Consider the following 13,060-nt stretch of genomic DNA (forward strand, 5'->3'; position numbering starts at 1 on the left):
GGTGTTTGGCAGCCACCATTGAATGGTATCGTTTTAAAAGGCCTGATACCGCATATCGAGGAATTGACGGGTATTCATTGGGGTCATAGCCCTGGTGCTAAAGCCGACCCCGGTAAAAGAAGAGAAGGTTATTTGCAGCGATGTATCTGATGCCTTTTTGGTTCTTATTACAATTACCCCATTCGAACCGCGCGAGCCGTAAATAGAAGTATTGGCAACATCTTTTAAAACCTGAATAGACTCGATATCCAACGGGTTAATTCCCGATAAGGGATTAAATCCTGTACCTGAAATTCCTTCTCCCTGCGGATTTCTGCCCATTGCCGGAAATACATTTATTGGACGTAAATTGATGGGGACTCCATTTATTATTACCAATGGCTCGTCGGACGGTCTGTTGCTCCAGCCTGCTACCTGGCCTATGGAACTATACCCTCTTATGTTCAGGATCTGGGAAGCGCCGGGGGCGCCGCTTGATGAATGGTTGGTCAGCGAAGAATACTGGCCTTTGATATTTTCGAACAGGTTGGTATTGATTGCCAGATCTGGTTTGTACTTATACGGAACCGGGAGGCCGGTATATTTACCTTCAGTTCTGTAACCGGTAACTGTATGTGCTTCATTAACCGATATTTTCTTTTCCAGTTTAATGGTAAGCCAGTTTGTTTCTTCCCATTCAATTTCCTGCTGTTTGTAGCCAATGTGAGAAACCACCAGTTTCTCGCCCCGGCACCTGGTGATAGAAAACTTACCCTCATTGTTCGAGGTAGTTCCATTCTTTGATCCCGGTATCGTCAACGAAGCTTCGGACAGATCTTCTCCTTCAGTATTTATGATTATTCCCCTTAATAACGGGCAACCCGCGGGGTTGGGAAAAGGTATATATTTATTTCCCTGCTTTTTTATTACCGAGATGATTTTTGGTCCGGTGATCTCGAAGGTCAGATTTCGTTGATTGTTGAAAACATACACAAGGGCCGAGTCCGGGTCCCGGGGCAGTTGTTTCAGATCGACAGGATCTCCTCTGCGTTTTACAAGGCCTTCCCGTGCAACTATTTCTGCATTTGTTGCCTGCATGTAGCTTTTAAGAAAGTCTTCTAATGAAATGCGGCCGCTTTTACTCCCGTTGAACTGACCTTTAACAATACATACACAGCAAATCATTACCAAAACCATGGTTGTTTTGATCATATGATCATTTTTTAATTGTAAACCGTACTGCTACTAATATGTAAGATGCTGCACGGATTGGTTCTCCAAACGACAGGTTTGGTGTTTGTTTACAAAAAGGAATCTGGTTAATGGTGCGATGTTAAATGGTCCTGATTAGGTAAAATGGATAAGGAGTGGTGAAAACTTTAAAGCATTTTGAAGAGAATTACTGCCGGCTGGCAGTATGTTCGAGATTCGTTTTTTATTAATTGGGAAGAAACAAAACTGCGGAAGTATTTAATGGCAGGATCGTTCTTAGTCCAATTTTTTTTGTAAATAATCGTGTTACACTTTGGCATTAGTGAAAGTTTTGGTTCAGAAATATATCCCTTGCGCCCGGGTATACATTAATGTTAATGATGCCCCGGGCGGGGATACCAAACAGACCTTATCAAAGCCGTTGGTACGGCTTCACTGAGATCTTCTACATAAGAACAAAAGGTTTAATGAAACTAATGGCGTGATTATAAAGCGCAGCCTGATGGGGCGGCCTTTAACCATCTTGTCATAAGGTACAGATCAGTTGCAGGTTGTTACTGCTGGTTGGGGAACTACCGGGATGTTGTATTATTTTATCGCCACCGTGATATTGGTACTGTCTTTATTTATTTCAAAATTCGCTTCGGGAATATTTGTTCTTAATGTATTCAAAATTACGCTCAGGTCGTTGTTGGCATCTACCTTGCCTGTAAGGCCGATTTCAGGCAGCGTGCCCCTGATAGTAACCTTTACGTTGTAAAAGCGTTCAATTTGTTGCATGATGGAGGGCAGGGTCTTTCCGTCAAATATGATCCATTTTTGTTGCCAGGCTGTAACATTTGTGGTTTTTATATTTTCGTTTATTGAGATCTTGTTTTCTGTAATAACAGCCTGATCTCCTTTTTTTAAGGTCTTTTTTTCCGACCCGTTATCTACCGTTATAACTCCTTCAATAAGGGTAGCTTCTACTGTCGTGTCTTCCTTATAAGCTCTTACATTGAACTCCGTTCCTTTAGCTGTGATATCCTTTCCGGAAGCGCTTACCCTGAAGGGGTTGGCTGCATCGGATTCTACTTTAAACAATGCCTCGCCGGTAAGTTTGATGTGCCGCTCTTTGCCGTTAAACTCCGCAGGGTACTCAATGGTGGAAAGCGCGCTCAATTTTATTGTACTACCGTCGGGCAGGGAAACTGTCCGTATTTCACCGAGGCCCGTTTTTGCCGTTAGATATCTGGGCTCAACCTGTTTAGAATTCCATAAGAAAACTCCTGCAATAATCAGTACTGCAGCAGCGGCTGCTGACCACCATAACGTCTTCCGGGTTTTTAACTGTGGCTGCGGTTCCTCGGTTTTATATTCTTCCGCGTGGCCCAAAATTGCCCGCTCTATTTTTTCCAGTGGAGCTATATTATCTCTTTTCAATTTGAAATACAACTCAAAAGCACTGTAAAATACCGGGTCGTTCAGGTCAATGTTTATTTCCTGCGGTTGTTCGCTTAATATTATTTCATCTAAGATGTCCTGTTCCTCTGCTGTTAATAGCTCATCGGGTTCTTTATTAAAAATCTCCTTTTTAATATTGTCGTTTTTGTAAGGCATGCGAGATAAAGTTTAGTAAACGAATATTAATTATTCGGAAATCTGGTGGTTGGTATTTATAGGATAATGCGGGATAAAGGTTGTTGAGGATAAGATCTTTCTGCTGTAAAATCTATGTCCTTTTTGCTATTACAAACAGCCGGCACATTTCTGACACTTTTTTATAGATTTTTATAAAAATTGTTTAAAAATCAAAAAAGCAAAGGGTACATGTCTGATTTTAAACCAGTTGAATTAAGTTGAATTAAAAAGATAAGGAGATAAGTAAGCGCGTTAGGGTCATCCGGCATGCTGTTGCCCAGCATTTCTTTAAGTTTTTGAATACCCCGCTTTCTTGCCTGGTGAACACTATTAATACTGATCTTCAATCTGTCGGCAATTTCTTCATCCGATAGTTTTTCTTCAATCATAAGGTTCAACACCTGGCGGCTACGAGCGGGTAGTTTCGGGAAATGGGAGATCACATAATTGATGGCGTATTCCCTTCTTCGTTTCACGTCAAGCGTTTCCTGCTGATTGTCATACATATAAGCCAGCTCTTTGTCTCTTCTGGCGAGGAATTGCTGATGCCTTACAAGTGTATTGCTTTTATTGAGCGCTGTCCTGTACAAATACCGGCGTACGTTTATGAGAGATTTGAATTCCGGCTTTGTAAGCCACACATCCTTAAAAGTATCGGTGATGATATCTTCTATTTCGGCTTTAGTGAAATTGTGGTATCTCCCGGCAATCGTAAGCAGGACCTGATCTTTGTACAATTTCAGAATTTCCCGTAAAGCAGCCGGATTGTGATCGCGTAAGCCTTTAATTACTTCTTTTTCTTCCATAACTTAATGGGTTTAACAATATAAGGCATGGAACGGAAGAACCCGTTCTTAGGTTTACTTAAGTGAGCTTGTTGGAAATGACACGATCCTTAGCAGAAAGAGGCTGCAATGTAAAAAAAATACCCGAATAAGAACGAACGATTGTAAGTAAGTGTAAATAGTTATTTGATCTATTTGTAACCGGTTATTATTTAATATTTTGATATGGCAGCTTATCGGCAGTAATAAGCTTTTCAGCTTCCCCTTTTTTATCGTTCTTTGCAAAAATACCGGTAAATGGCAAACAGCAGGATCAAAGTTGGGGAATTCAATACGTTACGCGTGGCACGGGCATTCGATTTTGGAATGTACCTCGGCGAGGATAAAGATGTGGTGCTGCTGCCTAAACGATTTATACCCAAAGGAGTAGAGGTAGGCGATATGTTGAAAGTGTTTGTTTATCATGATTCCGAAAACCGGTTGATAGCCACTACCCAGCAACCCATAGGCATCGTTGGCGATATCGTAAACCTCCAGGCCGTATCCGTTACCAACCAGGGCGCTTTTATGGATTGGGGCCTTATGAAAGACCTGTTTGTGCCCAAATCAAAACAACTGATGGGCATGCGGGTAGGAGGGTATTACATCGTAAAAATTTACCTCGATGAACAAACCGGCCGGGTAGCCGCTACTGAAAAAATAGAACCCTTTTTAAATAATGAACACCTGACGGTGAAGGAGCTGGAACCGGTCGACCTGCTCGTTTACCGCCGTACCGACATAGGCTATACTGTCATCATCAACAACCAGCACACCGGCGTACTGCATTTCAACGATATCTTCCAGGAGATAGGGGTTGGCGACAGGTTGAAAGGTTATATCAAGAATATCAGGGAAGAAAACAAAATAGACGTTGGTATTGGAAAAGTAGGGTACCAGCGGGTGGAAGATGAAGCCGGTAAAGTACTGCGATTGCTGCAGGAGAACAACGGTTATCTTCCTTATAACGATAAGTCGGATCCCGAAGATATTTATTCCTTTTTCGGTATGAGTAAAAAGACCTTCAAAATGACTACCGGCAATTTATACAAAAGCAAAAAGATCATTTTTACCCAAACGGGAATAAAGTTGGTAGAAGAATAAAGCCGGAGCAATAGCCCCGGCCTTTATATGTCTTTAACCGTAAACTGTGAACTATAAACTGTGAACTGTGAACTATGAACTATGAACTATGAACTGTGAACTATGAACTGTAAATGTTATACTTTCTGCTATTAGTTCCGAGTCCCTAAAATAAAGTGTATTCCATTATCACATTATCACATTAGCCTCCTCCAGCCTTTCAACCACCATTAGTTTGGCTGCCCGTTTAGGTTTGGCCCTGACCTTGCCTTTTTTCCGCTTTCCCCACCAGATAATAAAACCGGTAACGGGGAAGCTGCCCGCGATAAGACTGATCAGGAAGGCAATGCATTTGCCGGCAAAACCGCCAATTGCGCCAATATGTATATCATAGTTCATGCGAACCAGTTTGTCGGCCCCGCTTGATTCTTCGTATTTTTTGCTGAACAGCGTTTTACCTTTTATCTCCTTTGTCGTGTACTGGTCAAAGTAGCGAGTATGGCTTTTGTAAAACGTTCCTTCACCGGGATTGTAAGTAGTAGTGATGGCATCACTTTGTTTTTGCGGAAAAGTAATGGACAGACTGCCTCTCCCTTTGTATTCCTGGTTCAGGTTGGCCCATACGCGGTCTTCAGAAGAATACAGGGCTGTTTGCGGTGGAATATTTGTTGTGTCGGAAAATACCTGGCCTCTTCTTTCGGGCATTGTTTTACCACCCGAAGCTATCCGGTAAATGCTTTTGGGCACCCATTTCCAACCGAAGTACAAACCGGTAATGGCAATTATGAGTGCGCCAATGAGCACATAAAATCCCAGCACATTGTGCAGGTCGTAGTTCACGCGTTTGAAAGATGCCTTCCATTTAACCTTAAAGCTCTTGTCGACATTCGCTTTGCGCAGGTTCTTTGGCCACCACATGATCAGCCCGCTGATCAGTAGTATTACAAAAATGCCTGTTGCCCAGCAGATGATCTGCTGGCCTACCTGGCGCGGCAGCCACAGGTTGAAGTGGCCTGCGAGTATGATTCGGAAGAAATCTTTTTCCAGCTCCTTTACTTTTAGTATTTCACCGGAATAGGGGTTCATGTAGATCATCATGAAACCCGTTTTTTTGTCGCGGTACGAAGCAATGGCTGCTTTACCGCGGCCGGGATACTGGATCCCATTGATTACCGAACCGGGCTTTCCGGCTTTATCGCCGAACTGTTGCTGTTCGGCGATCTTTTTAAGCGCGGAAGGAGTTATATAGGGTTTATCTTCTGTTTTTACAAACTGATACGGTTGTGTAAGGCTGGTGATCTCTTTTTGAAAACAATAAATACAGCCGGTAATGCCGAGAATGAAAACTATCAGTCCGGAAGCCAAACCCAGCCACAGGTGCAACCAGTCGTTAATTCTACGAAACAGGCTTTTGCCGCTTTTTTTGCGCGCATTGCTCTTTGCTGCCATGGAGGTTGATTGGTTGCTCATGTTGCTGTATATGGCTAGAATTTATAGGTGAAGGTCATTCTCATGTTACGGCGGGCTTCTACTATATACGTATAGAAACTGGTATTAGCCGAAGAAGCAGCAAGCGTAGCTGCTGTCAATAATTTCCGGTTATCGAGCAGGTTGTTCACCAGCATCGAAATGCTGAACCTGCTTCTTTGGTAAGAAACACCACCATCGGCACGGAAATAATTGGGCATGTTTGCTGTTTGGGTGGTTCCCACATAACGCTCGGCAAGCCATTGAACACCGCCATTTAAGCCAAAACCTTTGAGGGCGCCAGCGCCGAAACGGTAGGTAAGCCAGCCGTTGGTAATATGGGCATTTGTATTCGGTGTAACGTTACCAACTGTTTTGGTTGGCTGGTCTGGTGATTCTTTAGTGATCTTTGAATCGGTATATGCGTAGTTCAGGATCAGGTTCAGGCCTTTTACCACTTCACCATTCAGGTCAACTTCAACTCCTTTTGTACGGGTTTCGCCAAGCTGTACCTGGAAGGTAGTGGTGCCGTTCACGTGAGTGGGATCGGTATCGGGGGTAAGTGAGTTTACCCGGTCGATCTGGTAAACGCTCACACCGCTTGCCCAACGGCCGCCGAACCATTCTTTCTTCACACCGAACTCGATGTCGTTTCCTTTGATTGGTTTGAACGCATTGCCGAAGAAGTCGGTACCGGATACTGGCACAAACGACTGGTCGTACAACGCATATACTGAAGTTTGTTTATCGATCGAGTAGCTGATACCGGCGCGGGGCGACCATACCTGGTTTTTTATATCGGCAGCGTTTGTTTTACCAACGGTTTCGGCATAAGTGAAACGCAGGCCAAGCGACACACGTAATTTGCTGTCGAAGAAGCCCAGTTCATCCTGAACATAGGCAGAGCCGTAATTGGTATACGTAGCATATGCGGTAGAACCGGCGTGGGTGCGAATGTTTTTAGAACGGTCGAACACGGGGATAGAATCCACGGGTAGCCCGTAAATGGGATCATAGATGTTAAATACTCTTCCACCGGCAAAACGAACGTTGGGATTACCTGAGCGGAAATCGCCCCAGAACTTTTTGTTACCGAAGTCACCGCCGGCGAGAATACGGTGGCGGATGCTGCCGGTATACTCTTCGCCGCTGAACGAGAACTGGGCAAAGCGGTTTTCGCCGGCTTCGTCACCGATATTGTAATAACGGGTCATGTTACCTGCTGAGTCGAGGGTAGAAGGCCACATACTGCCCGATAACATAGCGAAGTTGAAATAAGCAACCTGCGCATGTGCCTTCCAGCGGTCATTGATCTGGTGATCGAGGTATACGTATACGCTATGGTCCCTGATCTTATTGGGCGGTAAAGAAGGATCGGCATAAAAGAAATCGTTCTTTACGTTTTCATCGGCCAGTTTTACCTTGCTGAACATGTAGTTGCCGTTGGCGAGGTATTTTATCGATTGGTAGCTATATTCAAAAGTAACCGAAGTTTTGTCGTCGATCTGGTATTTTATTACCGGCGCAATCACTACGCGGTTATTGAAGTTGAATTTGGTGTGATAGTCTTTTTGCTGACCTGCCAGGTTAAGGCGGTACAACAAACGGCCATCTTTGGTGAGTTTGCCATCGAGGTCAACGGCAGCGCGGTAAGTGCTGAAACTTCCGGCGCTCAGGCTCACCGACTGGTGGTTGCGGCCGGTAGGCTTTTTGGTTACTACGTTATAAAAACCGCCGGGCTCACCGGCAGCCAGCATAAAACCGGCCGGACCTTTTACGAATTCAATGTTTTCGATCATGGAGGCGTCTTCAGCAGTAGGTCCCCAACTGGCTTCAATGTTCATTCCATTGCGGAAAGCGGGGATCTTCGAGCCGCGCATGCGAATGTTGGCATACTGGTTATCCCAGTGACCCATGCGCGATACGCCGCTTACATTGCGGGTAATACCGTCAACGATATCGAATGTTTGCTGATCGGCGAGGGTGCGTTTGCTGATCACCTGTATATTTTGCGGCGTTTCGAGTATGGTACCCGGTAACCGGAGTGATGAAGAGCCACGGTCAACTTTATAGCGGCCGCTGGAGTTTACGATCACTTCATCCATTTGGGCATCGGATAATTCCAGTTTGAAAGAAATATTCTGTTTGCCATTTTCTGACACAGTTATTGTTGTGTCGATCGTTTTATATCCTTTTACTGATATGTCGACATGATAGGTGCCGGCAGGCAGGTTTTTGAAAATGTAAAAACCTGTTTCAGAAGTAAGGGTTAGTTTTTCTAGGGTACCGGTAATTTTTACAGCTACTGCTTCCGCTGGTTCATCATCTACCGTAAAGACCTGACCCGAGATAACGCCTTTCGACGTGTTTACCTGGGCTGAAAGGTTCATGGAAAGAAAGAGACACAAAAAAACACTGAATACAGCGGCGAACGGGATACTGTATTGCTTTTGAAAACGCGTCATAGTGGTAATGAGTTGCTTGTGAATGATTTTTAACAGTTGAAACTAAATGTGCCTAAGCGTTTTGGTTTCGCCGGCAAAACTAATTTGAAGAATAACTGTATTATTTACGCTTTCGGGAAATGCGTTTATGTAATACGGAAAATTTACTCAGCTGATTGGGGAGTTTAGCTGGTTTAGCAGGTTGTAACGCCTGTTAGCCGGCTGGGCAGGGCCTTCGCTGAAGCCAAAGACCGTACTCAAATGGAAAAGGATGTACTTTCATTTATTGCCGATAACGAGCTGGATGATCTCAACCGGTTACGCATGCACTACCTTTTCCTGAATTATATTTATTATCTCGATAAAAAAGAAGACCGCCTGGCAGGATTGCAAAAATTGGAAGAGGCTGATAAAAAATTGCCATCTTACATGTATTCAAAGCTGAATATCGATAAGGCGGGCATATCCGAGGGGTTTAAGAAGCAGTAATGTTTTCCTTGTAATAAAAAATAAGGGAATAATAATAAATCAACCCACCCCTACGTTCTTCCCATCTTAACCGACCCTATCAATGAAAAACAAAATCTCCGCTGTAATAGCGATCCTCGTCTGTGTTTTCCTGTCAAAAGGCTGTTTCTCAGATTATATGAAAGGTGGCGACAAAGACGCCATCGCCCGGTATGAATCTATGCTGGCCGACAAATCAAAAGTTACCGCCCAGCTTCAGGATGAGTACAAAGAAGTTACCATAAAGATCATGAAAGTTCCTGTAAAGACCTATGAGTTTAAATACGACTACCAGGTCGATGGCAGATCTTATACCGGTGAGCACACCTTTTCCCAGTTGCCAACCACGCAAAACCTCGAAGTGTATTACCTGAAAGGCAATCCCTCCGTTAGCTGTGTAAATCCTGCAAGTAAATTAACGGCCGAAAAAGAAAAGAACAGTTCTAAAAGCGGATTATACTGGGGCATTGGCTGGGCCATTCTCGGTTTATTGATCCTGATTGGCTTCATCAGCGAATTAAGGGAGAAAAAAGCTGGCGTTCCCCAGGTTGCCTGATATTATTTACGATCCCGTTTTATATTTACGTGCCATGCCTTGCGCTATAATGCTTACCGCAATCAGCTGCAAGGCATGGTACAACATTATAGGCAGTAACAATATACCCATGAGCGGACTGCCCATAAAGATCACCTTTGCCATTACCGTTCCATGGATCAATGATTTCTTTGAGCCGCAGAACGTAGCCGTAATGGCGTCTTCCCGGTTGAAATGTAATAACCTCGCAATACTTCCAATAAGAAAATAGGCAACGAAGAACAAACCCAGCAAACAGGCGCCCAGTAAGAATAACTCCGTTATATCAAGTGTGCTGAACATGTGCTGATCGAACGAATCGCTGAATGCCGTGTATACGATAGCGAGTATGGTCAGTTGATCGAAGTATTTTAATTGTTTGTTGTACTTCTCCGCAAGCTTACCCAAACGGGTAGGGTTCAGTAACAACCCCACCACTACCGGTAATAAGATCTGAAAGAGTAATTTCTTAACTACATCGCTCATGTCGATATGGTCGTGATCGCCGCCGGTTGCCAGTGCCATCCATGCGGGCGTTATGAAAATACCCATCAGGCTCGAAATGCTGGCATTGAAAATAGCGCCGGGGATATTGCCATGTGCAATGGATACCATCACTACCGACGAAGAAACAGTTGAAGGCAACGCTGCAAGGAAAAAACTGCCTAACCATAATACCTGCGTTTCCCCGCTGTTAAGCAATGGTTTCAATACCAGTAGCAACAATGGGAACAGGATAAAAGTGCCCGCCTGCACCAGTATGTGCAAACGCCAGTTGCTTAAACCTGCTACCAGCTTATTTCTGTTCAGCTTCAATCCATAAAAAAAGAAGATGAGCGAAACGCCGATGTTGGCCAGCCACGATATGGAAAAGGGCCCTTCGGCAATACCCGGACCGGGATACTGCGATGCAAGAATAATTACCCCAATAATGGAGAGAATGAACCAGTCGAACCCCAACCTGCCTGACAATTGTGCTATTTTGTTTGCCATACAGGCTGCAAGATACTGATCCCTGTTTATTTGGTTAATCCCAGCGTTCTTTCGTCGGCTAGTTGCGGCGGCAGCAGGGGAAGTGTTACCATAAAACTGCTTTCATCCTGTATAATGGCAAAACCATCCTGTTGCAGCAGCTCATATTTCATGCGAATATTGCGCAGCCCGATCCTGGTGCCGGGTACTTTTACGGTGCGGCGTTGCAGATTATTCCGTACTACCAGTTGTAGGTCATCGCGGGTGTAGATCTCTATTTCAAGGGGCATTGAGCGGGCAAGGATATTATGTTTTACGGCATTTTCAATAAGCAGTTGCAACGTAAGGGATGGCAAAAGGAACGCATCATACCGCGGAACTGTGGTTACCCGCAGTTTGATGGCTTCGCCGTAACGCGTTTGCAGCAGGCGGAAGTAGGAGTGTACAAAACGGATCTCGTTGGCTACGGTGCTAAGCCCTTCTTCATTGTTCTTCAGCAGGTACCTGTAAACTTTGCTCAGTTCGTTCAGGAACAGATCGGCTGTGTCTTTGTCTTCACGAATTAGCGACGAAAGTGTATTGAAGCAATTGAAAAGGAAATGCGGGTTCACCTGGTTTTTGAGCGAGTCGAATTCTTCGCGGAACGACAGCTGCCGCAGCATTTCTTTTTCTTCCTCCACTTCCTTGTATTTGGTAATGGCATAATCGGCGTCGTACAGCATTTCAAAAACGATATTCACGCAAAGCGATAACACCGCTCCCTGCCATACGTCGGAAAGATTGAATGAATACCCTTCAATATGAAGCAGGCTGTAAATGGTAATGATCACCAGCACCGTGCTCACCATCGACATACAACAGATCAGCATTTTGTAGCGCAGCCTTTTTAATGTCTGGTTCAGCTCGGGATATTTTTTTTCCGCTTTTGCCGAAACGGAGATGCGCGCGTACCAGGCAAAAAATCCCAGCAAAAAAATGAGGGGAAACGAAATGGCCCAGATCTGCCATTCCCACCACAACCGTTCTTTGTACAGGATCTGGTTCACCGCAATATCAATGATGGGCATGGAGAACAGAAACGAATACACCTTTAGTTTGGGGATAGCCCGTAATCTCATGCGCAGCCTCCCGTTTTGCATGTAAACAAAGGAAGATAGATTACGCGTTCGGTATGGCTGTCTTCTATTACGATGCGCGACTGATGCAGCAGGGAATAGCGGGTTACCAGGTTATCGATCCCCGATTCTATATCGGTTTTCTGACTGATCAGTTTCGGTTGTACATTATTGCACACTACGATGCCATCTGCCGATTTTGCGATCTGGATGTGCAACGGCTGGTCTTTGGTCATTACATTCTGGGTAAAGGCATTTTCGATAATGGTTTGCAGCGTAAGCGGCGGCAGCCATTTGTCGTAATCTGCCGGACTGATATTGATCGTGATCTGCAAACCATCGCCGTACCTTGTTTTCAACAGGTAGTAATAGGAGCGAACGAAATTCAGTTCCGTGATAAGCATTACCAGTTCGTCATCGTCATTGCGCAGCATGTACCGGTATACTTTGCTCATTTCATCGAGGAACTTTTCAGCTTTTTCTTCATCTTCATGTATAAGGCTGCTGAGCGAGTTCAGGCTGTTGAACAGGAAGTGTGGGTTCACCTGGCTTTTCAGGCCCTGTAACCGGCTCTGGCGGTTGGCCCTGCTCAACTGTTCACTCTCTTTCATTTTATTCTTCCAGATCTCATACCGGGCTATACCTTCCAGCAGGAAGGTGATAAAGATGGCGCTGATGCCGGTACCCAGCAGGCTCCATACAAAGGCCGTATTGTTGAAGGTGTATTGAAAAAAGGGAATGTATTTATAGCCATGGAACAACAGCTCGAGGAAGAGAACGATTATGATAAGGAACAGAAATACCATTACCAGTAATCGAAGGCCGATCCCTTCTTCGCCTGTAAAAAAGCGTTTTAAGAAAACGCCAACGGCGCTGCAGGTGGTAAAACCGGTTGCATAAATAAGGGCGGCGGCAGCTGTTGCTGTAAGAAATACCCTGTAATCGGTAAAGTAAAGAGCGCCCAGCATAAGGCTGTTGACGCCGATGGTAAAAGGGCCAACAAAAAACGACATCACCAGGTAATCCCTGCCACTATATTGAGGTAGTTTCCATTTCATGCTTTCCGCTCGTGATACAAGTTACTTCCAAATACCTGTTGTTGCGTAGCGGGAAGTCTGGTTGCGGTTTTGGCTGTATGAATTGTTTAAAACCAGGGGTGAGTTGTGTGCGTAAACAGGCTGCGGAATGGCTTTTTCCGCCGGGCCTTAAAACAACAAAACCCATCCCCCGCAGGGGAATGGGTTTTTGAAACAGGACAATGCC

Annotated in this window: 11 protein-coding genes; 3 read left to right on the forward strand and 8 right to left on the reverse strand. The window is 44.7% G+C overall.

The features are described from left to right. Positions 1–33 precede the first annotated feature (33 nt). The 3 genes from A4R26_RS15525 to A4R26_RS15535 form a co-directional block, all read right to left on the reverse strand. Positions 34–1,191: a carboxypeptidase-like regulatory domain-containing protein gene (locus A4R26_RS15525; protein ID WP_081164660.1), complete on the reverse strand. Its 1,158-nt coding sequence runs from the start codon at positions 1,189–1,191 to the stop codon at positions 34–36. Between the two features lie 588 nt (positions 1,192–1,779). Further along, the gene (locus tag A4R26_RS15530; protein ID WP_081164661.1) at positions 1,780–2,790 is read right to left on the reverse strand and encodes a FecR family protein; all 1,011 of its coding nucleotides are present in this window, start codon (positions 2,788–2,790) and stop codon (positions 1,780–1,782) included. Positions 2,791–2,981: 191 nt separating this feature from the next. Then, a complete protein-coding gene (locus tag A4R26_RS15535) occupies positions 2,982–3,617 on the reverse strand; it encodes an RNA polymerase sigma factor (protein ID WP_081164662.1) in 636 nt (211 codons plus the stop codon). Between the two features lie 276 nt (positions 3,618–3,893). Between A4R26_RS15535 and A4R26_RS15540 the strand changes: the two genes are divergently transcribed. After that, positions 3,894–4,739 (forward strand): CvfB family protein, encoded by an 846-nt coding sequence (locus A4R26_RS15540; RefSeq protein ID WP_081164663.1) that lies wholly within the window; start codon positions 3,894–3,896, stop codon positions 4,737–4,739. A 168-nt stretch (positions 4,740–4,907) separates the two neighbouring features. Here A4R26_RS15540 and A4R26_RS15545 read toward each other — a convergent pair whose 3' ends face one another. After that, entirely contained in the window at positions 4,908–6,188 is a 1,281-nt protein-coding gene (locus A4R26_RS15545) for a PepSY-associated TM helix domain-containing protein (protein ID WP_081164664.1), read from the reverse strand. 14 nt (positions 6,189–6,202) lie between these two features. Next, positions 6,203–8,650 (reverse strand): TonB-dependent receptor, encoded by a 2,448-nt coding sequence (locus A4R26_RS15550; protein WP_242674918.1) that lies wholly within the window; start codon positions 8,648–8,650, stop codon positions 6,203–6,205. Between the two features lie 240 nt (positions 8,651–8,890). Here A4R26_RS15550 and A4R26_RS15555 point away from each other — a divergent pair, with 240 nt between their 5' ends. After that, positions 8,891–9,118, forward strand: coding sequence for a hypothetical protein (locus A4R26_RS15555; RefSeq protein ID WP_081164665.1), 228 nt, complete (start codon positions 8,891–8,893; stop codon positions 9,116–9,118). 82 nt (positions 9,119–9,200) lie between these two features. Continuing rightward, complete coding sequence (locus tag A4R26_RS15560) at positions 9,201–9,692, forward strand: hypothetical protein (protein ID WP_133054694.1); 492 nt, start codon at positions 9,201–9,203, stop codon at positions 9,690–9,692. 6 nt (positions 9,693–9,698) lie between these two features. Here the strand turns inward: A4R26_RS15560 and A4R26_RS15565 are convergent, their stop codons facing one another. Genes A4R26_RS15565 through A4R26_RS15575 form a run of 3 tightly spaced genes read right to left on the reverse strand, consistent with a single transcriptional unit; the run spans position 9,699 to position 12,855 of the window. Further along, on the reverse strand, positions 9,699–10,703 hold the full coding sequence (locus A4R26_RS15565; protein ID WP_081164667.1) for a bile acid:sodium symporter family protein: 1,005 nt from the start codon (positions 10,701–10,703) through the stop codon (positions 9,699–9,701). Positions 10,704–10,729: 26 nt separating this feature from the next. Then, positions 10,730–11,800, reverse strand: coding sequence for a sensor histidine kinase (locus A4R26_RS15570; RefSeq protein ID WP_165760288.1), 1,071 nt, complete (start codon positions 11,798–11,800; stop codon positions 10,730–10,732). Then, positions 11,797–12,855, reverse strand: a complete 1,059-nt coding sequence (locus tag A4R26_RS15575; RefSeq protein ID WP_081164669.1) for a sensor histidine kinase — start codon at positions 12,853–12,855, stop codon at positions 11,797–11,799. Before A4R26_RS15575 ends, A4R26_RS15570 begins: the two co-directional genes overlap by 4 nt. Between the last annotated feature and the right edge of the window lie 205 nt (positions 12,856–13,060).

Origin of the sequence: Niastella populi, from assembly GCF_002078015.1 — a bacterium.
Taxonomy (GTDB): domain Bacteria; phylum Bacteroidota; class Bacteroidia; order Chitinophagales; family Chitinophagaceae; genus Niastella; species Niastella populi.